At 54.3% G+C, this 23300-nt stretch carries 24 protein-coding genes; 14 read left to right on the forward strand and 10 right to left on the reverse strand.

Going from position 1 to position 23300, the window contains the following annotated elements; translation table 11 throughout:
- Positions 1 to 38 precede the first annotated feature (38 nt).
- The gene (locus tag ACFSE1_RS09225) at positions 39 to 2084 is read left to right on the forward strand and encodes an NAD(+) synthase (protein WP_377399687.1); all 2046 of its coding nucleotides are present in this window, start codon (positions 39 to 41) and stop codon (positions 2082 to 2084) included.
- A 96-nt stretch (positions 2085 to 2180) separates the two neighbouring features.
- Entirely contained in the window at positions 2181 to 2765 is a 585-nt protein-coding gene (locus ACFSE1_RS09230) for a cysteine hydrolase family protein (RefSeq protein WP_377399690.1), read from the forward strand.
- A 91-nt stretch (positions 2766 to 2856) separates the two neighbouring features.
- On the opposite strand, the gene ACFSE1_RS09235 is transcribed toward ACFSE1_RS09230, so the two are convergent.
- The 5 genes from ACFSE1_RS09235 to ACFSE1_RS09255 all read right to left on the reverse strand — a co-directional run bounded on the left by ACFSE1_RS09235 (position 2857) and on the right by ACFSE1_RS09255 (position 7720).
- On the reverse strand, positions 2857 to 4329 hold the full coding sequence (locus ACFSE1_RS09235; protein WP_377399693.1) for an NAD-dependent succinate-semialdehyde dehydrogenase: 1473 nt from the start codon (positions 4327 to 4329) through the stop codon (positions 2857 to 2859).
- A gap of 162 nt (positions 4330 to 4491) precedes the next feature.
- The gene (locus ACFSE1_RS09240) at positions 4492 to 5175 is read right to left on the reverse strand and encodes an HAD family hydrolase (RefSeq protein ID WP_377399696.1); all 684 of its coding nucleotides are present in this window, start codon (positions 5173 to 5175) and stop codon (positions 4492 to 4494) included.
- 12 nt (positions 5176 to 5187) lie between these two features.
- The gene (locus ACFSE1_RS09245; RefSeq protein WP_377399699.1) at positions 5188 to 5607 is read right to left on the reverse strand and encodes a bleomycin resistance protein; all 420 of its coding nucleotides are present in this window, start codon (positions 5605 to 5607) and stop codon (positions 5188 to 5190) included.
- The gene (gene tldD, locus ACFSE1_RS09250; RefSeq protein WP_377399702.1) at positions 5604 to 7019 is read right to left on the reverse strand and encodes a metalloprotease TldD; all 1416 of its coding nucleotides are present in this window, start codon (positions 7017 to 7019) and stop codon (positions 5604 to 5606) included. Before tldD ends, ACFSE1_RS09245 begins: the two co-directional genes overlap by 4 nt.
- A 110-nt stretch (positions 7020 to 7129) precedes the next feature.
- Positions 7130 to 7720, reverse strand: a complete 591-nt coding sequence (locus tag ACFSE1_RS09255; protein ID WP_377399705.1) for an invasion associated locus B family protein — start codon at positions 7718 to 7720, stop codon at positions 7130 to 7132.
- A 297-nt stretch (positions 7721 to 8017) separates the two neighbouring features.
- Here ACFSE1_RS09255 and coxB point away from each other — a divergent pair, with 297 nt between their 5' ends.
- From coxB to ispH, 10 genes are all read left to right on the forward strand, one after another.
- Positions 8018 to 8902 carry a cytochrome c oxidase subunit II gene (coxB, locus tag ACFSE1_RS09260; RefSeq protein ID WP_377399708.1) on the forward strand — a complete coding sequence of 295 codons (885 nt, stop codon included), beginning with the start codon at positions 8018 to 8020 and terminating at the stop codon, positions 8900 to 8902.
- A gap of 15 nt (positions 8903 to 8917) precedes the next feature.
- Positions 8918 to 10603, forward strand: coding sequence for a cytochrome c oxidase subunit I (gene ctaD, locus ACFSE1_RS09265; RefSeq protein WP_377399711.1), 1686 nt, complete (start codon positions 8918 to 8920; stop codon positions 10601 to 10603).
- A 62-nt stretch (positions 10604 to 10665) separates the two neighbouring features.
- A complete protein-coding gene (locus ACFSE1_RS09270; protein WP_377399714.1) occupies positions 10666 to 11622 on the forward strand; it encodes a heme o synthase in 957 nt (318 codons plus the stop codon).
- Entirely contained in the window at positions 11619 to 11756 is a 138-nt protein-coding gene (locus tag ACFSE1_RS09275; protein ID WP_377399717.1) for a hypothetical protein, read from the forward strand. Before ACFSE1_RS09270 ends, ACFSE1_RS09275 begins: the two co-directional genes overlap by 4 nt.
- Positions 11757 to 11781: 25 nt before the next feature.
- Entirely contained in the window at positions 11782 to 12396 is a 615-nt protein-coding gene (locus ACFSE1_RS09280) for a cytochrome c oxidase assembly protein (protein WP_377399720.1), read from the forward strand.
- A 56-nt stretch (positions 12397 to 12452) separates the two neighbouring features.
- Entirely contained in the window at positions 12453 to 13328 is an 876-nt protein-coding gene (locus ACFSE1_RS09285; protein WP_377399723.1) for a cytochrome c oxidase subunit 3, read from the forward strand.
- Positions 13329 to 13406: 78 nt separating this feature from the next.
- Positions 13407 to 13787, forward strand: a complete 381-nt coding sequence (locus ACFSE1_RS09290; protein WP_377399726.1) for a DUF983 domain-containing protein — start codon at positions 13407 to 13409, stop codon at positions 13785 to 13787.
- Positions 13762 to 14517, forward strand: coding sequence for an SURF1 family protein (locus ACFSE1_RS09295; RefSeq protein WP_377399729.1), 756 nt, complete (start codon positions 13762 to 13764; stop codon positions 14515 to 14517). The genes ACFSE1_RS09290 and ACFSE1_RS09295 overlap by 26 nt, the downstream gene beginning before the upstream one ends.
- Positions 14518 to 14556: 39 nt before the next feature.
- Positions 14557 to 14931, forward strand: a complete 375-nt coding sequence (locus ACFSE1_RS09300; protein ID WP_377399732.1) for a DUF1304 domain-containing protein — start codon at positions 14557 to 14559, stop codon at positions 14929 to 14931.
- Complete coding sequence (gene ispH, locus ACFSE1_RS09305; protein WP_377399735.1) at positions 14928 to 15932, forward strand: 4-hydroxy-3-methylbut-2-enyl diphosphate reductase; 1005 nt, start codon at positions 14928 to 14930, stop codon at positions 15930 to 15932. Before ACFSE1_RS09300 ends, ispH begins: the two co-directional genes overlap by 4 nt.
- Before the next feature lie 224 nt (positions 15933 to 16156).
- On the opposite strand, the gene ACFSE1_RS09310 is transcribed toward ispH, so the two are convergent.
- Complete coding sequence (locus ACFSE1_RS09310; protein ID WP_377399739.1) at positions 16157 to 16516, reverse strand: hypothetical protein; 360 nt, start codon at positions 16514 to 16516, stop codon at positions 16157 to 16159.
- 361 nt (positions 16517 to 16877) lie between these two features.
- Between ACFSE1_RS09310 and ACFSE1_RS09315 the strand changes: the two genes are divergently transcribed.
- Positions 16878 to 17906, forward strand: coding sequence for a LacI family DNA-binding transcriptional regulator (locus tag ACFSE1_RS09315; RefSeq protein WP_377399742.1), 1029 nt, complete (start codon positions 16878 to 16880; stop codon positions 17904 to 17906).
- Between the two features lie 489 nt (positions 17907 to 18395).
- The gene (locus ACFSE1_RS09320; protein ID WP_377399745.1) at positions 18396 to 21020 is read left to right on the forward strand and encodes a HAMP domain-containing methyl-accepting chemotaxis protein; all 2625 of its coding nucleotides are present in this window, start codon (positions 18396 to 18398) and stop codon (positions 21018 to 21020) included.
- Between the two features lie 89 nt (positions 21021 to 21109).
- On the opposite strand, the gene ACFSE1_RS09325 is transcribed toward ACFSE1_RS09320, so the two are convergent.
- From ACFSE1_RS09325 to ACFSE1_RS09340, 4 genes are read right to left on the reverse strand one after another with little or no spacing between them, the layout of a single operon-like run.
- Entirely contained in the window at positions 21110 to 21475 is a 366-nt protein-coding gene (locus ACFSE1_RS09325; protein WP_377399805.1) for a DUF2169 domain-containing protein, read from the reverse strand.
- Positions 21476 to 21481: 6 nt separating this feature from the next.
- Positions 21482 to 22147 (reverse strand): T6SS immunity protein Tdi1 domain-containing protein, encoded by a 666-nt coding sequence (locus tag ACFSE1_RS09330; RefSeq protein WP_377399748.1) that lies wholly within the window; start codon positions 22145 to 22147, stop codon positions 21482 to 21484.
- Between the two features lie 35 nt (positions 22148 to 22182).
- Complete coding sequence (locus tag ACFSE1_RS09335) at positions 22183 to 22644, reverse strand: Imm30 family immunity protein (RefSeq protein ID WP_377399751.1); 462 nt, start codon at positions 22642 to 22644, stop codon at positions 22183 to 22185.
- Positions 22641 to 23192 (reverse strand): hypothetical protein, encoded by a 552-nt coding sequence (locus ACFSE1_RS09340; RefSeq protein ID WP_377399754.1) that lies wholly within the window; start codon positions 23190 to 23192, stop codon positions 22641 to 22643. Before ACFSE1_RS09340 ends, ACFSE1_RS09335 begins: the two co-directional genes overlap by 4 nt.
- Positions 23193 to 23300 lie beyond the last annotated feature (108 nt).

Here is a 23300-nt window from a genome sequence, read left to right on the forward strand (position 1 = left end):
GTGCCGAAAGACGCGGCATCGGTATCAGGAGAGTTTTCATGGAGTTCCACTCGCCCTTCCGCCACGGCTTCGTGCGTTGCGCCACTTGCACGCCCGCCAGTGAAGTGGCTGATCCGCAGTTCAATGCAAAATCCATGCTGGAACTGGCACGCGAGGGACATGAAAAGCACGTGTCGCTGATGGTCTTTCCGGAGCTTGCGCTTTCCGGTTATGCCATTGACGATCTTTTCGGGCAGGATGCGCTGCTTGATGCTGTCGAACACGCCATCGCCTATATGGTGGAGGAAAGCCGAAGCCTCAATCCGGTTCTGCTGGTGGGTGCGCCCTTGCGTCATGAGGGACGGCTCTTCAACTGCGCAGTCGTTATCCATTCAGGCCGTATCCTCGGCATTGTGCCGAAGACGCATCTGCCGAATTATCGCGAGTTTTATGAAAAGCGCTGGTTTGCGTCCGGGCGCTCCGTTCGGGAAGCGGAAATGACGGTTGCCGGCCAGGTGGTGCCCTTCGGCATTGATCTGCAATTTGCAGCAAGCACGGTGAAGGATTTCATTTTTCACGTCGAGATATGCGAAGACCTATGGGCACCGGCACCGCCAAGCGATTTCGGCGCCCTTTCGGGAGCGCTCATTCTGGCGAACCTGTCTGCCAGCAACATTACCGTCGGTAAGGCGGAAACGCGCCGCCTGCTGTGCTCGGCGCAGTCCTCACGCACGTGGTCAGCCTATCTTTATTCCGCAGCGGGGCCGGGCGAATCCACGACCGATCTCGCCTGGGATGGTCAGGCCTGCATCTATGAACTTGGAGAACTACTGGCAGAGACGGAACGCTTCCCCTCCGGTTCCCAGATGTGCATTGCGGATATCGATCTTGAGAGGCTGCGACTCGAGCGGCTTCGCACCGGCACTTTCAATGACGCTGCAACGCTGCACCTGAGACCGGGAAAGACATTCCGGCGGGTCATGTTCGATTTCACCCTGCCAATGGCTGCAACGGACTTGATCCGCCCCCTGGCGCGCTACCCCTTCGTTCCAGCCGATCACAGCAAGCTGGATCAGGATTGCTACGAAACCTTCAATATCCAGGTCCAGGGCCTGATGAAGCGTTTGCAGGCCACGGGCATTCGAAAGCTGTGCATTGGTGTCTCCGGCGGGCTTGATTCCACACATGCTCTGCTGGTGGCTGCCCGCGCTTACGACCGGCTGGGCTGGCCCCGTTCCGATATTCTTGCTTTCACCATGCCCGGTTTTGCCACTGGTGACGAAACAAAGGGCAATGCCTGGGCATTGATGCGTGGCCTTGGCGTGACGGCAGAAGAGGTCGATATACGGCCGCTGGCCACCCAGCTGCTGAAGGACCTCAATCACCCCTTCTCCAACGGTGAGCCTGCCTATGATGTGACCTTCGAAAATGTTCAGGCGGGCTTGCGCACCGATTTCCTGTTCCGTGCTGCCAATCAGCGAAACGCCTTTGTTCTGGGAACCGGCGATCTTTCGGAAATTGCGCTCGGCTGGTCGACCTATGGCGTCGGCGACCAGATGAGCCACTACAACGTCAATGCCTCCGTTTCCAAAACGCTCATCCAGCATCTCATTCGCTGGGTCATTCGTTCGGAATTGTTCAGCCCGGACACTGGTGAGACCCTCGGTCGCATTCTCGATACGATTATCTCGCCTGAACTGGTGCCGACCGACGAAAGCGGAGCAATGCAGAGTACCGAAGACAAGATCGGCCCCTACGATCTGCATGATTTCTTCCTGTTCTATATCACCCGCTTCGGATTGAAGCCGTCGAAAGTCGCTTATCTCGCACTGCAGGCTTGGGGCGATGTGGAGCGCGGAAATTGGCCAGCCTATTTCCCGGAGTCAAAGAAGCGGGAATTCGATCTGGCAACCATCCGGAAGTGGTTGGAGACGTTTCTCTTTCGCTTCTTTACCATCAGTCAGTTCAAGCGGTCGGCTTCGCCCAATGGGCCAAAGGTCACTTCGGGCGGATCGCTTTCTCCCAGGGGGGATTGGCGCGCGCCCTCGGATGGCAATGCCCGTGTCTGGCTGAAGGAATTGCAGGAGAACGTACCGAAGGGTTAAAGCAGGTCCAAAAGACCTGCGTCAGCGGTTTGGCGTCCGGTTTGCAACTGAACTTTCCACTCCTTCTGCGGTTTTGTGCCGGACAAGGAGTGATCGATGAAAATTTCAGAGAATTGGCGGCACCTTTGCATCGATATGCAGCGCATCTTCGCGGAAGAGACGCCATGGCAGGTGCCCTGGATGGGGAGGGTTCTCCCACAAGTGATTGAGGTTGCGCGCCACCACAGCGAACGCACCGTCTTTACCCGCTTCATTCCCCCTCGGTCAGCCCAAACGGCTGTCGGCGCGTGGAGTGATTACTATCGAAAATGGTGGATGATGACGGGCGAGCATTTGCCGCCCGAGATGCTTGAACTGGTGCCGGAGCTTCAAAGCTTTGCGCCACCGGCGCGTATCATCGATAAAATGGTCTATTCTCCCTGGCTGGAGGGGCTGTTGGCGCAGGAACTGGCCCGTGATCAGGTTCGCACCCTCGTTGTCTCCGGTGGAGAGACGGATGTCTGCGTGCTTTCGACGATTCTGGGTGCCATCGATCTTGGTTTCCGTATCGTGGTTCTGTCAGACGCGGTGTGTAGCGGTACCGACGAAACCCATGATGCCGCCATTGATCTGCTGGCAAAACGTTTCTCTGTCCAGCTGGACCTGGTGGAAACCGAGGCATTCCTCTCCGCCCAAGGATGACTGGCATCTAGAGCATTTACCTGAGAAGAGTGCGCAGCGGTATTTCGCCCGGCTGAGGAGATGGGGCAGGGCTTTTACCGCTGCTCCATCTTCAAAGACCGCCCATGCAGAGATATTTCATTTCGAGATAATCCTCCAAGCCATGGCGTGAGCCTTCGCGCCCAATGCCGGATTGTTTCATGCCGCCGAAGGGCGCGGCTTCCGAGGACATTCGGCCCGTATTGATGCCGACCATGCCATATTCGAGCGCCTCGGCCACATGCCAAACACGCTTGAGATTGGACGCGTAGAAATAGGCTGCAAGGCCGTAAATCGTATCATTGGCTTCGGCGACCACCTGATCGGCATCCTCGAAGCGGATAATCGGGGCGAGGGGCCCGAATGTTTCTTCCTGAGCCAGGCGCATGTCGCGGGTCACTTCGGTGATGACCGTGGGCTGGAAGAATGTGCCATCGGCACTGACGGGCTCTCCGCCACATCGAACCACGGCGCCTTTCTCGATGGCATCGGCGATGTGTGACTGCATCTTTGCAAGGGCGCGCGTGTCGATCAAAGGCCCGATGGAAACGCCAGGATCGAAGCCGTTTCCGACCCTAAGTTCACCGACCCTCGCCGTGAATTTTTCCGCAAATTCCGTGAAGACACCAGACTGCACATAAAGTCGATTGGCCGAAACACAGGTTTGCCCGGCATTGCGGAATTTGGCTTGAAGGGCGCCATCGACAGCGGCATCGACATCTGCATCGTCGAACACGATGAATGGTGCATTGCCCCCCAACTCGAAGCTGACGCGTTTGATCTGATCGGAACATTGGCGCATCAGCAAGCGCCCCACTTCCGTCGAGCCGGTGAAACTGATCTTTCGCACCTTCGGATTGGTGCAAAGCTCGTAGCCGACCGAAGCGCCTTCCGAAGCATAAATGAGATTCAGGACGCCTGAAGGAAAGCCCGCCATGCGCGCGAGCGCAAACATGGCGCCAGCGACAAGGGGCGTTTGTTCGGCCGGTTTAACGACAACGGCACAGCCAGCGGCAAGTGCTGGAGATATTTTCCGCGCGATCATGGATGCAGGGAAATTCCACGGCGTGATGGCACCCACCACGCCAACAGGCTGCTTGATGACGATCATCCTTCGATCGACCGATGGCGCGGAAATCGTTTCGCCGTAAATCCGGTTGGCCTCTTCCGCATACCATTGCAGATAGGCTGCCGCATGAGCAACTTCCGATTTGGCTTCCGTAAAGGGTTTGCCCATTTCCGCCGTCAGGATGGATGCGAGGTCTTCGCTATGCTGCAAGATCAGTCGGTGCCATTCCCACAGAAGATCGGAACGCTGGCGTGCCGTCAGTGCGGCCCATTGCGCCTGGGCGGCATGAGCACGGTCGATAGCTAAGGCAACCTGTGGAATACCCATATCAGGAAGCTCTGCCAGCACGTCACCCGTGGCGGGATCGAAGACCGCAAACTTCGGCAGGCTCTGCAAATCCCCTTCGGGAACGCCCGCAAGATTGGAAAACAGCTCAGGCTTTTTCAAATGCCTGGTGAGTGCTGATGTAATGGTCACAACCATATCCTTCCGTGGGCACTGCTCATCAACAGGCACGAGGGCGCTGAATGAGGCAGGAGACAACTCCTCTTTAGGCCGGTCTCCTCCAGCGTTCCAATCAGTTACTTTGATGCCCGCCATCTGCCAGCGTGATCGCCGCCCCGCTTTTTCGGGTCCGTGTCAGGCACTCTTGTTAAAGGCTTGTTGATCGAAGAGCAGAAGGCAATCCTCCAATGTCTGGGCCACATCGGCGCAAAGGGAAAGGATTTCCGGTGTCGGTTGCAGAAGATCTGGGACCATCACTGCCATTGTTCCGGCCGCTGCGGCGCTGCGAATACCGTTGAAGGAATCTTCCAGCGCAAGACAATCGGCCGGTGCGACGCCAAGCCTTTTTGCCGCCTCAAGATAGGGGTCTGGATGTGGCTTGCCCCGCTGGTAGTCTCCATGAGCCAGAATATGGGTAAAGCGGTGTCGGATGCCCAGTTTTCCGAGGTGATGATCGACCTGGAAATGCGCCGAAGACGTGCATAACGCCCGCGGAACATCATTGGCTTCCAACAGATCCAGCAAGGCGAGTGCGCCGGCTTTCGGCCGAAGCTGGGTTTCTGCTAGCTGGTGAAAGTGATCGAGCCAGATATGGCGGAATCCATCAGCGTCGAAGGCTGATCCGTAATGGTCGCGCAGGAGTTCAGCGATGCTGATCCAGGGGCGGCCCAGCATTCCTTCATAAATCGAAGGGCCGATTGGCAGGTCCAGCGTGCCCGCGGCGGAGATGATGGACTGCCGATGCAGGATCTCGGTATCCAGCAACAGGCCATCCATATCGAAGATGACGGCTTTTGGTTGGCGGGGAAGTTTGAGCATGATTATCTGCCTTCAAAAAGGCCGAATACCCAAATCCTCGAAGGGCCGCAAGAGATAGCCGTCCGGATCGGCGACGACAAACTGTCGATTGCCCATTTCCTCATCGCCGCGCCGATACCATTTTTCTTCCAGCGGCAGATGCAGTGAATAACAAGCCGCTTCAAGCCGACGGATGATCGTTGTCACACTCTCGACGCGCAGCTGAAGGTTCAACCCCCGACCAAGCGGCGGATCGAAATCAGCCTGATCGCCAAAGGTGCGCCCAAGACCGATCTGATCGATCATCAACTGTGCACCGTTGAGGCTCAAAAAACTAAAGCCCTCTTCCGGACGCTCGTAATCGACTGAAAAACCGATCAGGTCACAGTAGAAGCGACGACTACGCCGCCAGTCCGACACGGCCAGTTCAGGTACGAGCGAATTGCTCCTCACGCCTTGGTGCCGCCGACCGTTACCTGATCCATTCGCAAATGCGGCTGGCCGACGCCAACGGGCACCCACTGGCCGGCCTTCCCGCAATTGCCAATCCCGCTATCCAGCGCCATGTCATTGCCGACCATGGAAACCCGCTTCATGGCATCTGGGCCGTTTCCAATCAGCATCGCACCCTTGATCGGCGCGCCGACTTTGCCATTTTCAATCATGTAGGCTTCGGTGCAGTCAAAGACGAACTTGCCGGAGGTGATATCGACCTGCCCGCCGCCAAAGGAGACGGCGTAGATGCCCTTTTTCACCGAAGCGATGATCTCTTCAGGAGTCTTGTCGCCACCCAGCATGTAGGTGTTCGTCATGCGCGGCATTGGCTGGTAGGCATAGCCTTGCCGACGGCCATTTCCAGTCGGCTTCATGCCCATCAGGCGGGCGTTCTGCCTGTCCTGCATATATCCGACCAGCCTGCCATTTTCGATCAGCACATTGTAGCCGGAAGGGGTGCCTTCATCATCGATGGTGATGGAGCCGCGGCGGTTGTCCATCGTGCCGTCATCGACAACGGTCACACCCGGTGCTGCAACCATTTCTCCCAGAAGGCCCGCGAAGGCGGAGGTTTTCTTTCTGTTGAAATCGCCTTCCAAACCGTGACCGACGGCCTCGTGTAGCATCACTCCAGGCCAGCCGGAGCTCAGCACAACATCGAAAGTGCCTGCAGGGGCTTCCATGGCTTCGAGGTTGACCAAAGCCTGTCTAAGCGCCTCATCCGCGCCGCCCCTCCAGTTGCCATTCAGGACGAACTCGGCCAACCCCATGCGCCCGCCTTTGCCGGAACTGCCGCTTTCCTGACGATCGCCTTGCCCCACGACCACGGAAATATTCACGCGCGTCATGGGTCTGACATCGGTGACAAGATGGCCGTCGGCACGCAGAATATTCACGACCTGCCAACTGGCGGCAATCGAAGCCGTCACCTGCCGTACCTTCGGGTCCTTCGCGCGCAGGTAGGCGTCAATCTCTGTCAGCAGCGCAACCTTCTCTTCGAAGCTCGGTGAGCCGATGGGATTTTCATCGCCATAGAGCTTTTTGTTGGTGCGCTGTGGCGCGGCTGCATAGCTACCGGAATAGCCGCGGGTAACGGCCTTCACTGCATCAGCCGCGCGCGAAAGGGCGCTAACGGAAAGCTCTCCTGCATGCGCATAACCTACCGCTTCGCCAGCGACCGCACGCAGACCAAATCCCTGGTCCGTGTTGAAGGAGCCACCCTTCAGGCGGCCATTATCGAAGGTGAGTGCCTCTGCCTGGGCATGTTCGATGAACAACTCGCCGTCGTCAGCCCCATCCAGCGCCTTTGCAAGCATGAGGCGCAGCTGCGCTTCGTCACAATCGAACAGGTTCAACAGATCCGTGGTCATGCAGGAAACTCCTTCGCGCTGGCCGGGATGGTCGTTTTAGCAACCCCGTCCTTAAAGTCGCATGTAGGCTGAGCGCATCATGGGCGCAAGGGAGGCTGGCAGCGCCAACCTCACGGCAGCGCATCATATCCCTGGGCGAAGCCATTCAGCTCGATGGGAATGCCGACGCGATCCTGATCCACCGCCTCACGCAATGCAAACACCGCATTCTTGCCTGCGCGCAGGATTTTCAGAAGTTCATCGTCAATTTCAACTTCAACATAGCAGCCTTCGGAGAAGCAGCGGGTGAAATAGGCGCGGCCTATGTTGTTTCCATCGACAAAAAGATCCATGCCATCCTTCAACAGAACGCCAAGAGGCGCAAGGATGCGCAGAATGCGTGCCTTTCGATCGACCGTTTTCAAAACGACTACGGAAAGGCCGACTTCCGGTCGGTCATCGGCGATGACGTTTTGCATCATCGCGCATTGTTCGACGCTGGAGCCTGCAGGCTTGTCGCAAAGAATGGACCAGGCACCATGGCTTTCGCGAACGGTACCAGGTGCTGCCGGAGAACTTTGTTGACCAGGAGCCTGAGCGGCACCAGTTTGCCGCTGTTGCTTGTCTCCCGTCTGTGGAGTCTGGGACAGTGCCGGGGACACCGCAAGTGCAACCGGCAGCAGTGCTGCCACAGCTGCGGCGCACAGGGTGGGAAAACGCATGAATACCTCTGTTGTACGAATCAGTCGCGCTATTCTTGTCGCCAGGGAGCGGGAATGAAAAGCCCTCACCTCATTTCAACCGACTGCGGCGAAAATACGGATCGGGGACGAAGCCCGGATTTCCGCCTGTTTTCGACGAAAATTTGACAGCCGGCAAAAATGCCGCACGCTCAGGCAGAGACAGACACCGTTGAGCATATTGCGGCTCCGCTGATTCTGTGGTTGAAACGACGATCTATAGATAGGGAATTTGCGTTGCGATCTGATCTGGATCAAACGCAAGGGGAGAGAAAATCGATGAACAGAGCTTGTGCAGCCTTGGCTGCGACGATCTGTCTGCTCTTCGCCTCCACGGCGGGGGCGGATCAACCAGTGCCGTGGCAGTTGGATCTGCAGCAGGCCGTTACGCCGATCATGCATGAGATCCGTTGGTTCTCACATTATAGCCTCTGGTTCATCGTGCCGATAACGCTGCTGGTGCTGGCGCTTCTCGTGTGGGTGGTCCTGAAGTTCCGTTCGAGCGCCAATCCGGTACCTTCCAAGACAAGCCATAACACCGCCATCGAGGTTATCTGGACCCTCGGTCCGGTTGTGATTTTGCTGTTCCTGGCAATCCCATCGTTCAACTTGCTGAACGCACAGTTGACGATGCCGGAAAATCCGGATGTGACGGTGAAGGCAACTGCGACGCAGTGGCTCTGGTCCTACGAATATGAAGGAGCTGAGAACACTGTTTCTTTCGACAGTTATATGTTGAAGGAAACGGACCGTGCTTCCTTGGGGAAGGAAGACGTCAAGGCCTATCCTCGCCTTCTCGCTGTCGACAATGAGTTGGTGCTGCCTGTCAACAAGACCGTGCGTCTGCTTGTAACGGCTGCGCCGACAGATGTTATCCACGCTTTTGCGATGCCGGCCTTCGGCGTGAAGATCGACGCAGTTCCGGGCCGCCTGAACGAAACGTGGTTCCGCGCCGAGAAAGAAGGCCTCTATTACGGCCAGTGCTCGGAACTGTGCGGTAAGGATCACGCCTACATGCCGATTGCTATCCGTATCGTTTCGGAGCAGCAGTACCAGGCCTGGCTGGCGGATGCCGCCAAGGATTTGCCTGCAGCGAACAAGGCTTTGATGGCTGCCTTCGACATGAAGAACGGTTTGAAGCTCGCTTCGGCCGAGACGAAATAAGGGGGAGTGGGGACAATGGCTGGACCATCATCACACGACAGTCATCACCATGCCGCTCACGATGCGCATGTGCATGACGATCATCACAAGCCGGGTTTCGTTGCCCGCTGGTTGTTTTCGACCAATCACAAGGATATCGGCACCCTTTACCTGATCTTTGCGATCATGGCAGGTATTGTCGGCGGCCTGATGTCCGTTGCCATGCGCATGGAGCTTCAGGATCCTGGTATCCAGATTTTCCATGGACTTGCCTCCATGGTTTACGGTTTTGAGGGTGACGCTGCCATCGATGGCGGCAAGCACATGTATAATGTGTTCACGACTGCTCACGCTCTGATCATGATCTTCTTCATGGTCATGCCAGCATTGATCGGCGGTTTCGCCAACTGGATGATCCCGATCATGATCGGCGCGCCGGATATGGCTTTCCCACGCCTCAACAACATCTCCTTCTGGCTTATCGTGCCTGCATTCCTGCTTCTTGTTCTTTCCATGTTTGTGGAGGGGCCGGCAGGTGCTTATGGTGCTGGTGGCGGTTGGACCATGTATCCGCCGCTTGCGACCTCTGGTCAGCCGGGGCCGGCAGTCGATCTCGCGATTTTCGCGCTGCACGTTTCCGGTGCCTCCTCGATTCTTGGCGCGATCAACTTCATCACGACGATCCTCAACATGCGCGCACCGGGCATGACGCTGCACAAGATGCCGCTGTTTGCGTGGTCCGTTCTTGTTACGGCGTTCCTGCTGCTGCTGTCGCTTCCGGTTCTGGCCGGTGGCATCACCATGCTGCTGACCGATCGCAACTTCGGCACGACCTTCTTTGCGCCTGAGGGCGGTGGTGATCCGATTCTTTACCAGCACCTTTTCTGGTTCTTCGGCCATCCGGAAGTCTACATCCTGATCCTGCCCGGTTTCGGCATCATCAGCCATATTGTGTCGACCTTCTCGAAGAAGCCGGTCTTCGGTTACCTTGGCATGGCCTATGCCATGGTTGCAATTGGTGCTGTCGGCTTCATCGTCTGGGCTCACCACATGTATACGGTCGGTCTTTCTCTCGATGCGCAGCGCTATTTCGTCTTCGCAACGATGGTCATTGCCGTACCAACGGGCGTGAAGATCTTCTCCTGGATTGCAACGATGTGGGGAGGCTCCCTCAGTTTCCGTGCACCTATGGTTTGGGCGATCGGCTTCATCTTCCTCTTCACGGTTGGTGGCGTCACGGGCGTTCAGCTCGCCAATGCGGGTCTCGATCGCTCGCTTCATGACACCTATTATGTTGTGGCTCACTTCCATTACGTTCTGTCTCTTGGTGCTGTTTTCGCGATCTTCGCCGGCTGGTACTACTGGTTCCCGAAAATGAGCGGATACATGTACTCAGAGACCATCGCGAACCTGCATTTCTGGGTTATGTTCGTGGGTGTGAACCTGGTGTTCTTCCCGCAGCACTTCCTCGGTCTGGCTGGCATGCCGCGCCGCTACATCGACTATCCGGATGCATTCGCCGGCTGGAACTACGTATCTTCTATTGGTTCGTACATCTCCTTCGTCGGCGTGCTGATCTTCCTTTACGGTGTGTGGGAAGCTTTCGCTCGCAAGCGTGTCGCTGGCGACAATCCGTGGGGCGAAGGTGCAACGACATTGGAATGGCAGCTTTCTTCGCCGCCACCGTTCCACCAGTGGGAAGAACTGCCGCGCATCAAGTAAGCGCAAGACTATGAAAGCGGCGCACCTTGGTGCGCCGCCTCCATCGAGATCAGGAAATTGACATGGCCGCAATCGATCACCACGCAAATCTTGGACAGGAGGGAGAAATCCTTCTATCCGAAGCTGGCGCGCGGGATTTCTTCGAACTTCTGAAGCCGCGAGTCATGTCGCTTGTCGTCTTTACGGCCTTCGCCGGGCTGGTTCTGGCTCCAGGCAGCATCCATCCCGTCCTTGGCGCGATTGCCATCCTTTGCATTGCGGTCGGGGCCGGGGCATCCGGTGCGCTCAACATGTGGTACGACGCCGATATCGATGCGGTCATGAGTCGGACGGCCCGTCGACCGATCCCGGCGGGACGTATACAACCGCGCGAGGCGCTCGCATTCGGCCTTACCTTGTCGACATTCTCAGTTGTTATCCTCGGTTTGGCCGTCAACTGGTTCGCTGCGGCTCTGCTGGCTTTCACAATCTTCTTCTATGCCGTTGTCTATACAATGTGGCTGAAGAGATCGACGCCGCAGAATATCGTGATCGGCGGCGCGTCCGGTGCCTTCCCGCCCATGATAGGTTGGGCTTGCGTCACTGGCGGCGTCTCACTCGACAGTCTGATTCTGTTTCTGATTATCTTTCTTTGGACACCAGCGCATTTTTGGGCCCTGGCCTTGTTCAAGATGCGGGACTACGGTTCCGTTGGTGTGCCGATGATGCCAAATGTAGCGGGTGAACGCTCAACCAAGCATCAAATTGTGGTTTACGCCGTACTGACCGCCGTCATCGCCGTTGCGCCGACCTTTACGGGTTTGGCTGGCATGGCTTACGGCGTGTTCAGCGGCGTACTCGGTGTGATTTTTGTGATCTGTTCCATCGCCGTCTGGCGCATGCCGGATGGCGACGAGAAGATGGCGCCGGCAAAGCGAATGTTCGCTTACTCCGTGCTGTATCTGTTTGTGATTTTCTGTGGCCTGCTCCTATCGCATACAGGCGCTATGCTGTTTGGCGATGTCGGAGGCTTGCTGTGAAGGACACCGTAAAGCTCAGTGAGAAGCAGCAGAAGTCGCGTCGCGGTCGCAATATCGCACTAGGGTTGGTACTCGGCGGTCTCGTGCTGTTGTTCTATGTTGTGACGCTCATCAAGATCGGTGGCACGGGCTGATAGGCTGATTGTGGGAGGGGAACCAATGAGCAAACTGGACGCAAGTGCTCCAGGTGCAAGAAGGCGGGTCAGCAATAGCTCCATTCTGGTGGGCTGTCTGGTCTTTGTGTCAGGAATGGTTGGCGCAGCCTATGCTTCGGTCCCGCTCTATGGGCTTTTTTGCCAGGTGACCGGCTATAATGGGACGACCCAGCGCGTTGAGCAGTATTCGGAGACTATCCTGGATCAGAAGGTAAAAGTCACCTTCGATGCAAATGTATCGTCGGGGCTGAACTGGACCTTCGAACCGGAAAAGAAATTCGTGGAATTGAAGATCGGCGAGACCACACAGGTCGAGTTCAAGGCAACCAATCGTTCTCCTTATGAGACGACCGGAACCGCGGTTTTCAATGTCACGCCGATGGAGGCCGGAGCCTACTTTAACAAGGTACAGTGCTTCTGTTTTACCGAGACCAAGTTGAAGCCGGGTGAAAGCATGAATATGCCTGTTGTTTTCTTTGTTGATCCGGAAATAACGAGGGCCGAAGAAACAAAGAATATTCGCACTATCACCTTGTCCTACACATTCTATCCGAGCCAGGGGGCCAAGCCGGTTGCCGGCTTGAAGGAGAATGGGGCAGACGAGGCGAAGAAACTGTGAGAGTGGGTTCCACGCCAGCGGCGAGGGCTTGAGGAGAGAGATCGGGGACTATTGAAATGGCTGAAACGCATCAGAAAAAACACGATTACCACATCATAGACCCGAGCCCGTGGCCGCTTCTGGCATCCATCGGTGCCTTCGTCATCACCTTTGGCGGTGTGGGCTATATGCGCTATTTGCATGGCAGCGAGTTCAAGATCTTTGGCTTGAACCTTGCCACCCCGTGGCTCTTCTTTATCGGTTTGGCGATTGTTATCTATACCATGATCGGTTGGTGGGCAGATACGATCAAGGAAGGGCGCGAGGGCCATCACACTCGGGTCGTGTCGCTCCATCTGCGCTACGGCATGATCATGTTTATTGCATCGGAGGTTATGTTCTTCGTTGCGTGGTTCTGGGCCTTTTTTGACGCGAGCCTCTTTGCCAACGAAGCTATTCAGGCCAGCCGTGTGACGGCGACAGGTGGCCAGTGGCCGCCGAAGGGCATTGAAGTCCTCGATCCCTGGCATCTCCCTCTCTACAACACAATCATTCTATTGCTATCGGGTACCTGCGTGACCTGGGCGCATCATGCGGTACTGCATAACGACCGCAAAGGTCTGATCAACGGTTTGGCGCTAACCGTTGCTCTTGGTGTCTTCTTCTCCTTCGTTCAGGCGTACGAATATGCTTATGCTCCGTTTGCATTCAAGAATTCAATTTATGGGGCAACCTTCTTCATGGCGACCGGCTTCCACGGTTTCCACGTGCTCATTGGTACGATCTTCTTGCTCGTTTGCCTCATTCGGGCAATGAACGGAAGCTTTACGCCACAGAAGCATTTCGGCTTCGAGGCTGCAGCCTGGTACTGGCACTTCGTTGACGTTGTGTGGCTCTTCCTTTTCTTCACGATTTACATCTGGGGGGGCTGGGGCGCGCCTTTAGCGCACTGAGCTGATGAGGCAAGACGGCAGGGTGGGATGACTGGACCCTGCCGGATTACGTGCTAATCCTACGTCAGGAGATAGAGGGTGCAGGATGAAGCGCAATTTCCGCCACAGGATCCCTGGCGTTCAGGCTTGGCTGGGCTATGCCCGCGATGTGGCAACGGAAAGCTCTTTGAAGGCTTCCTGAAGGTTAAATCTGAATGCAGCTCCTGTGGTCTAGACTTGCAGTTCGCTGATGCAGGTGACGGGCCAGCAGTTTTCGTGATGTTGATCCTCGGTTTCCTGGTGGTTGGCTTTGCGCTTTGGCTCGAGTTTACCTTCCGTCCTGTATTCTGGGTGCATTTTATCGTCACAGCGCCCGTCGCTGTTATTGTATGCCTTGCTGGTCTGAGACTTCTCAAAGGGCTCCTCATTTCACTGCAATACAGACACAGTGCACATGAGGGGCAGCTCGATCGTGATTGACATTGAACCGATGTCACGACGAAAAGCTGTCGTAAGCCTCATCATGATATCTATTCTGCTGGCCGTTCTGGTAACCCTTGGTACGTGGCAGGTGGGGCGACTTCACTGGAAAGAAGATTTGCTCGCACAGATCGAAGCGAGGCGAGATGCGGATCCAACTCCGCTGGCTGAGCACACGGTGGCTGAAGTGCGGAACGAAGAATATCTGCATGTAAGATTGCAAGGTCGCTTCGATCATAAACGAGAGCGTCACTTCTTCGCCACGCTTGAGGGAAGCACTGGCTTCTACATATACACGCCACTCATATTATCGGATGAGAAGTATATTTTCATCAATCGGGGCTTTGTGCCCTATGACATGAAAGAGGCTGACACCCGTGCACAGGGACAGGTTGAGGGTGAAGTGGAACTGACGGGGTATGTCCGTCAGATTTTGGATCGGAAGCCTTCTTGGTTAGTGCCGGATAACGATGAGAAAAAGAATATTTTCTATTGGAAAGACTGGAACGGCATGGTTTCGTCCAGCGGTCTGAAACCGGAGCAGGTTCTTCCCCTTTTCGTAGATGCCGACAAGGCGGTTCAGGTACCAGGCGGTTGGCCTAAATCGGGTGTCACCCAGTTCGAGTTTCCCAATAATCATTTGCAATACGCGCTCACTTGGTACGGTCTTGCGCTCACCTTGATTGCCATAGTCATTGCCTATTCAATTCGCCAACAGAAACGTCCATGAAATGTGTCACTTTTTAGCGTAAGTTATTGGAGTAATTCGATGTGTATTGCAGCAGATACATTAACTTTGTTGCTTGCCATTCTGCATGTCTATATTCTTATCCTAGAAATGTTTTTATGGACAAAGCAGGCTGGTCGTAAAGCTTTCGGAATGTCGGCGGAACGGGCAGAGCTGACACGGGTAATGGCGGGGAACCAAGGATTATATAATGGCTTTCTCGCCGCAGGGCTGATTTGGGCGCTTCTCCACCCCAACCCTATCGTCGCGGTAGAGCTCAAATTGTTTTTTACTGGCTGTGTTCTGGTTGCTGGCCTATATGGAGGGCTAACAGTGGGGCGGAAGATACTGTACATTCAGGCTCTACCAGCTGCCATTGGTCTTCTGCTCACAGGACTTTGCTGGCTAAAAATATGACTTCTCCTATTGACCGACCTCAACTGACTATCCGTCTATGTGGGCCGCGCGGTTTTTGCGCAGGCGTTGATCGGGCGATACAAATTGTTGTGCTGGCACTTAAAGCCTATGGCGCACCAGTCTATGTGCGCCATGAGATCGTGCACAACAGATATGTTGTCGAGGGATTGGAAGCGAAGGGTGCAATTTTCGTTGAGGAGCTCGACGAAATTCCACAAGAGCATAGGCAACAGCCAGTGGTGTTCTCCGCGCACGGAGTGCCGAAATCAGTTCCAGCCGATGCCCAGTCGAGGAACCTCTTTTATCTTGATGCCACCTGTCCCTTGGTATCCAAAGTTCACAAGCAGGCTATGCGCCACCAGCGCCTCGGGCGCCACGTTATCCTCATTGGTCATGCGGGCCATCCAGAGGTGATTGGTACCATGGGGCAATTGCCGGAGGGGACTGTCTCGCTGATTGAGACAGTCGAAGATGTTGAGCGCTATCAACCGACTGACCCCGATAATCTGGGCTATGTCACTCAGACGACACTCTCGGTTGATGATACTGCAGGCGTCATTGCAAAATTGCAGGAACGCTTTCCGAACCTTACGGCGCCATCGGCGGATAGTATCTGCTACGCAACGACCAATCGGCAGGAAGCAGTAAAGCAGGCAGCGCCGGGCTGTGACCTTTTCATTGTCGTGGGCGCGCCGAATTCCTCGAATTCCAAGCGGCTGGTTGAGGTGGCTCTCAGGGCGGGTGCCAAGCAGTCAATGTTGGTACAACGTGCTGCTGAGATTGACTGGCAGAATATCGGACAAATCGGAACTCTGGGCATCTCAGCAGGAGCGTCGGCTCCTGAAGTGATCGTTGATGAGATCATCGAAGCATTCCGTCAGCGCTTTAATGCGAAGGTGGAGCTCGCGATCACCGCAGAAGAGAATGAGCACTTCCTGGTGAACAGGGAGCTGAGGGATATTGAGTTGACGCGCGAGGACATGGCCTGGGTTAATGGCTAGTCTGTCAGTGGGAACTGCCCAGCACTCCTAACAAGCGCAACGCAACGGAACTAAGCTGTGAAAACGCGGCGGGTTCCAGTTTCTCTAACGAGAAATATGAACCGCTTTAATGGCCGTTTTCGCTTTGCTGATCTGTATGGTTTGAATGCAAAGTCTATGGTGTTGCAGGCTTGGACCTGCAATAGGGACGCGCCCGCGGTGATGTTGGGCGGACGCGTTCATCGTCAGGATTCGCCCACGAGGAGTTCCGCGCAGTAACTCGGGCCCTTGGCGCCCGGACGATCCGCAACAATGCGAATGGACTGAATGCGGTACTGTGAATCTGCCGTGATCTGCGCGCTGCAGCTGACGCTGATCGACCTGCCCTCTTTCGTCTTGATGCGATTGAAGCCGCCGCGCCAGTTATAGACTGTCTGCGAACCATTTTCACTATCGCTGTAAGGAGGGGCAAAGCGCGCGAAAAATGAGCCTGCTGATTTGCCCTTCCAATAGCTTTCGACCGGATTGGTTGCGACTGGTGAGGTAGTGGTGCAGCCTGAGGCCAGACCTGCCAAAGCCGCCACCGCAATCAAACGATAGTTCATTCAATTCACCCTAATTTTGCTGCTCGGCCCTGTGTCGCCGTAACTGGATTCTGAACGATGACGGAGACTCTTGTCATCTTGACCGCTGCAACTAGACAATTTCCCGAGAAGTCGCGAGAGGAGATGGTGTGAATGCGAAAAAAACTTTTCGCAGTGCGATTTCTGCCACGCATCATCGGCGATTGGTGCCACAGAGTTTGTATAAATTAAGGATCGCTTAAATCGGTCCTGGGACCACCTTGATATTGTGAAACGTGATATCTAAAATTGCATTTTGTAATGCACCTTTTATTGGTGTGAATGCGTATCTGCAATTTGGGCGATTGCCTTAAAAGTGAAACGCCCAGGTGAGGAGTGTGAGGTGCGGCGCGGACGATCAGATCGAACGACACTGTTCGATGTTGCAAAGAAGGCTGGGGTCAGTCCGATTACAGTGTCCCGCGTACTCCGGGAGCCTGGAAAAGTATCGCCAGAACTCCGGGGCAGGATCCTCGAACTTATCGAGGTGATGGGCTATGTCCCGGATCAAGCCGCGAGAGCGCTGGCAAGCAAGCACAACTCTACCTTTGGCGTTCTGATATCCGCGATGACCAATCCCGCATTTATCAGCTTCATGCGCGGAATTGAGGAGCGGGTCCGCGATACTGATTTCCGTGTCCAGTACGCAAACACGCATTACTGTGTCGAGGAAGAGAAGCGTCAAGTCCGCCTGCTACTCTCACAAAATACCGCTGGGATTATTCTGGCGGGAATGGAGGGGCTGGAGCAGGTTGCAGAATTATTGAAACAGGCAACCTGTCCTGTGGTGCAGGTGGTTGATGTTAATCTGGAGAGCGTTGGCGCTTCAGTTTCCATTGATCATACGGAGGCTGCTGCAACGGCCACCGAATATCTGCTCAAATGTGGCTATCGCCGCATTGCCTTTTTTGGTGGCACGTCAGACGAGAGGGGTCGACGCCGTTCCTTGGGCTATTCCCGGGTGATGAAAAAGGCAGGACTCTTCCAAGAGTCGCTAATCTACAGCGAGAACAATATCAGCGCGCCAGCTGGTGTGCACTTGCTTCATGCCGCACTCCAGGAGCATCCGGATCTTGACGCAGTTCTTTGCCAGATTGATGAACTGGCTCTCGGTGTGCTGTTCGAAGCCCAGCGGATCGGCAAACGGGTTCCCGAAGATTTCGGGATTTGTGGTTATAATGATCTCCAGTTCGCGGCCATTACGCAACCGCCGCTAACAACCATTCGCGTTCCACTTTTCGAAATGGGCTATCGCGCAGCGGATCTGGTCATCAGAGACGCTTGCGGGCAGACGAAAACGCGTTCGGTGGTGAATATGGGTTTCGAACTCATCGCACGCGGCACCACCCGGCCACCGCGAGCCGTCGAGTGAACGTTCGGTTCTCGGTGCACAAACTAAACGAGATTTTGCCAATCAATGCTGTGTCATACCGAGCCAGTTGTCGGTCGTGACGAAGCCTTCGCCACAAGCTGGTTGGTGCGTTGCCAGAACATAGCCTGTGTCATCGTCTGTTACCCAGCGTTCAGCAGTTTCGCTGTCCAGAAGAGTGGGGGCTAGCCTTTGTGTGATGGCTGGGCTGTATAAGGCCGTAGCTTGATCGGGAGGTTCCATTCAGGGATCATCGACCAGCACAATCTCGGCTGCTTCAGCAACGAAGTCGTGGCAGTGAAGTTGGAGGGCCAATGGCTTGATAGCCACGCATTGCTCATCCGAAATTAAAAGCAAATCTCGTAAGTTTGATGGAAGACTATTCTTCACTCTTTCCCGTCGCGCTAAATCAAGACTTCGTTCTAATTTTAACTCCATTCTCATTGTATAAAGGTCAATGGCACGTCGCCATAGTGAGCCCCGCAATGCAACATGAGCCAAGCGATTATAACATATATATTAACCTCTCTTTGCATAAATATCGCACAAAGTTTTGTTTCGTTAGGAAAGTTCCTCGGTATGGGCGTTGAGCGTTTGCTACAAAATTTCCGAATTGTGACAAAATTTTTGTTTTTTCTTGCGCCATTGATTATCATCATTGCAGGGGTAGGATTGATCGGCTTTTTGACTGCAAACAAGCTCAATAGCCACATGACCATTACCCGTCAGACGATTGAAAATCTTTCCGATTTTCAAAACTTGCGTTCGGCAGTGCTCAGCTTTACCGAAGAGCGTGATCAGGCGTCGCATCAATTCTTATCCAAACGCATTGATGAGCAGCAAGCTGGCATCCGCAAACTTGAAGCAATGCTATCGTCGCCGGATCAGCAGCAGCAAGTAACGCAGGTCGTGCAGCTTGCCGACCTGCTTCGTAACTCGCTGAAGCAAATGTGGGCGGCTGAAACGCTTCGCTTGGAAGCGGACAAGAAAATTGAAGAGGCAATGGACGACCTGCAGGGGCAGAGCAAGACCGCACGCGACCAACTTGATGTCATCGTGAATGCCGCCACTCAGAAGCAGAATTTTGTTAAAATGCTTATGTTCGACGCTTCGGCATTCCAAAAGGTCTCGGCCCGCCTTGAGAAGCTCGCAAAGTTGGCAAATGCGCAGATGGATGCGTCAGAATTGGCCAAGGCCCTCGCTCTCGCCATCCCTCAATTGAAGAAGGATTATTTTGCTGCCAAGGAAATCGCCTCGCCTGATGGCCTGAAGCAGCTTTCTCCGCTCGAACCTCACATTGCTACGATCGAGGCAATGGTTGTCGACAGCGCAAAGGTAACACCGGCTGCCTACTCTGCCGTTGAGGATGCGCTTGCACGGATTGAGGCCAACTTGAACTCAAAAGCCTTGAGCAATTCGCAGAAGGCCGCTGATCGTTATGTGAGCATCGCCGCTGAAATCAACGAGATGAATAGCCTCGCAGGCATCGTAGACAGTACATTCAAGGCGCTTGATGAGAGCCGCATCAAGGTGGGAGATCTGCGCCGTCGTCTGGATGAGACTTCGAGAAACGCCGTGATTTCCGAATTGGATATGTTTGCCTCGAATGCAGCCAAACTTGCGACTGTGGGCGCCAAATACGCGGCATTGGGCAACTTGCAGCAGAAAAGCAAACCGTCACTTGATAGCATCCGTGATGCCACCGCTTCATTGATTTCTGCTGGAGCGGATTGGGACACACAAAGCGCCGCCACCCAGCAGCTCATTGCAACCGCCAGCAAAAGCCTGGAAAGCTTCGTTGGAAACACGCAAGAAATTGGTACGCAAGACAGCGAGCAATCTGGAAATGTGTCTCTCATCGCTATGATTGCAGGCACGTTGCTGGCACTGATTGGCGGCATCATGCTGATCGAAACCTTGCGCCGTCCCATCAACAACGTCACCGAGATCACCACCAGTCTGTCGATGGGTAATCTGAATGTGGCAATCGAGGGGCATGAACGGCGTGATGAAATTGGCCGAATGATCCGTTCCGTTATAGTCTTCCGCGACAATGCACTGGCGCGCATACGCTTGGAAGAAGAAGCGGAACAAAGCAGAGCCAGGGAAGCAGAGATGCAGACGCGCCGCGCCACTGAGCGCGCACGCATTGAAGCAGAACAGCGCGAAGCATTGGACGCCCTGTCAGAAATGCTGGCGAAGATTGCAAACGGCAACTTGCAGGAGGCAATGCGGGAGGATCTGACGGAAAACTACGTGGGAATGGCGCAGACCTTCAATCGGGCCATTGAGGCCCTGCGCGCGACCTTGGTCGATGTCAGGCTTGCAACGAATGAAATCACGGCCGGCACATTCAATCTGGCCTCTTCTGCAGACGATCTCGCGCAGCGCACCGAAAAACAGGCGGCAGCGCTGGAAGATAGTGCCCGCTCAATGAACAAGTTGACAACTATGGTTCATTCCTCAGCGGAAAATGCGCGCAAAACGTCAGATTATGTCGAAGAGGCAACAATCTATGCAGATCGCTCGGCGGAGGTTGTCTCGAAGGCGGTGAGCGCAATGGACCAGATCAATAAATCGTCGCAAAAAATCGGATCAATTGTAGGCGTGATTGACGAGATCGCATTTCAGACCAACCTCCTTGCCCTTAACGCCGGTGTTGAAGCAGCGCGTGCAGGCGAAGCGGGCAAGGGCTTTGCAGTCGTGGCTCAGGAAGTGCGCGAGCTTGCAATGCGCTGTGCAAGTGCGGCGCGTGAAATCAACGATTTGATCTCAGAAAGCTCGGCTCAGGTGAACACAGGCGTGTCTCTCGTTCAGGAAACTGGCACTGCTTTGGGCGTGATTCACGAAAAGATCGCGTCCATACATGAACTCGTTTCTGCGATCTCCCGCTCTACAAGTGAACAGTCATCCAGTCTGGAAAGCATTAACACTGCGGTGAACGGCGTTGCACAGATCACCCAGGCAAATGCAGCCATGGTTGAGGAGAACACCGCCGAGATTCACAGACTCCGCTATCAGGTAGAGAGGCTGAATCTGAAGATAGACAGCTTCAAGATCGGCAGAGAGATACCGACCGCACAACAAATGCGCACTGCAGTCAATAACGCCGCCTAGTTTTTATATAAGTTGGATTTTCAGCATCTCGGATAGCTCTCGCCGGACACCGCGTAAAGACCGTTAATTGTTTCGGCGAGGGCATTGTATTAACTGTCGCCACCGCTTCCGAAAGACGGTTCGCTGCCCGCCTCCGCCAATCGTTTGCAATAGCGAATGATGCACTGATCAGTCGACACCTGAAGGGCAAGGCCGGGGAGGGAGCCTTTGAGGCTTTCAAAGCCCGGCAGAAGGTTTGTCAGTTCAAACGGTTCATGGCCTTCAGGCCATGGCTCGGCAATCTGGTCACGCGGGGCTGCCTGCCAGAAGGAATAGTCGAAGTTATGCGGCAGCAGCGGATGGCGGGTGTTGAACCAGTCATCGTCATAGGTTCCGGCAAGAGCGGCGCGATCCTTCCAAAAGGGAGAGACTGGCGCAAAACCGGCTGGCGGTGGTCGGTCCTGGAGCGACTGGATGCAGGATTAGCCTATTGGTCTTACGATGACCGATTTTCCGTAGCCTTGCACGTCTATGAGATTAAAATTCATCGTTTGCGCCACAATCGAAAAATGTGCTGCGGCATTCATTCGCTTGACATGGTCAATGTCGGCTACACCGCCTAGGGCCAGCGCTGGCACGAAACCGTAGCACTCCCCAATTTCCAATGGACCGCATTTCTTTAACGCTCGCCTAAATAGGGCGCTTCCATCTTTATCGCTTATATCCAAGGCTTCGTCGCTCAAAGTAAATGGAACGTACACCTGCTTCTCGATGAGCGCGCCCGGTTTAATTTTTCCAATTGCGCCACGGCTGGTTATCGTTCCATCAATAAGATTTATTGTTGCGACTCCCATTTTATTTGACCAAACATAGATGCATCCAAAGGCTGTATATGAAAATGCGTGCCATTCCTTATGGTTAAACTGTTGGTCTTCTCCAAATATGAGTGCTAAAATCGATGCCATGTCCGAGGGGAGGCATGTTTGGATCAAGCCTTCTCTGAACAGGCTACGCCCATAGTTCATGTAAATATCTATCAATTCACTCGGCAACATATCTTTCAGCAGGCTAATATCATATTCCGGCATAGGACAGCCTATTGGCTTGCGTAAAGAAGATGATTGGATACGCTTATTGTTAGGATTCATTACTGATTTGTTTTTACAGAATGAGGCGCAAATGCTTAGGCTTTAGAAGCGATTGTTACGGGAATGGTCTTGGACAAAAATTGTGGGCTGATACTGTTTATACGCTCGCACATATCGTTAACTGCATCTTTAATAGGTTTTGGCGCGGTCCTTAATTGATTCACAAGTTCGTGCTTGGTTGCCTCATTATTTAGGGTCCGCATTAACGCTATGGATGTCCACCGGGGCGCTTTATTCATAATCGTAGGGAATACGGTCAGCAGGGCTAGTACGTAATTGTAGTCATCGGCGATTTCTGCGGTATGTATTATGGAAAACATGCCTTCGTCATGTTCCGCATCATCCGATAGAAGTAGAAGCAGATCGATTGTCCTATTTTTATTGTCATATTTAACAATAAAATCTAGATATTGGTCGATGACGATAGGCCGGGCACCACCATTAGCGGTTTCCTCACGTAGGTTCTCTAGAGCATTGTTGTATTCCTGATTCATCATTTCTTCTCAAAAATGGTGGGATATTCTGATTTATTCATCTGGATCAAATCCTGTAGGCTTCTTCTGAGTTCGGGCGTATAAAGCCCGTCTGCCTGATAAATTCTTCTAGCGTCCCTAACCCCTGCTGCTAACGCATCCCTAGGTGTCATTCCTATATCAGCTGTGTTCCCATATGTAAAAGTAGACCGGTGACGTCCGCCAGATCCAGGTGTAGGCTGCTCCATATTGATGGCGACACCATCTCTCTTCGTGATCCCTTCTTTAGCCATTCTATTGCTCGAAGGAATGTGGTGAGGAGTAATGTCATCCCCCTTTTTTCCTGCCGCTATAAGGTCTCCATAAGTTCCAACCTTGCCTTCATCGGGCAACAATTGAGGCTTTGAAACTCGCGTTCCATTAGAGCCCTCTTTTGCTGCAGTCCTCGCGGCCTCTTCGGCCTCCTTCAAGCGATGCTCCGCCTTAGCGACATCGCTTGCGAGGTCGAGGCCTTCGCCAGCGGCTTTGGCCTTTCTGAGGGGGTTGGCTATGCCGAGCGCTGTTGCGGCCACATGTCCGCCTGCTTGAGCAACGCCACCCTTGTCGTAGGCATTTGGACGCCTCTAAAAACCTCCTCATTTTTGGCAAATCGTGATTCAATCCGACATTCGTGATTTTGT

The organism is Affinirhizobium helianthi (assembly GCF_042680945.1).
In the GTDB taxonomy this organism is placed as follows: domain Bacteria; phylum Pseudomonadota; class Alphaproteobacteria; order Rhizobiales; family Rhizobiaceae; genus Neorhizobium; species Neorhizobium helianthi.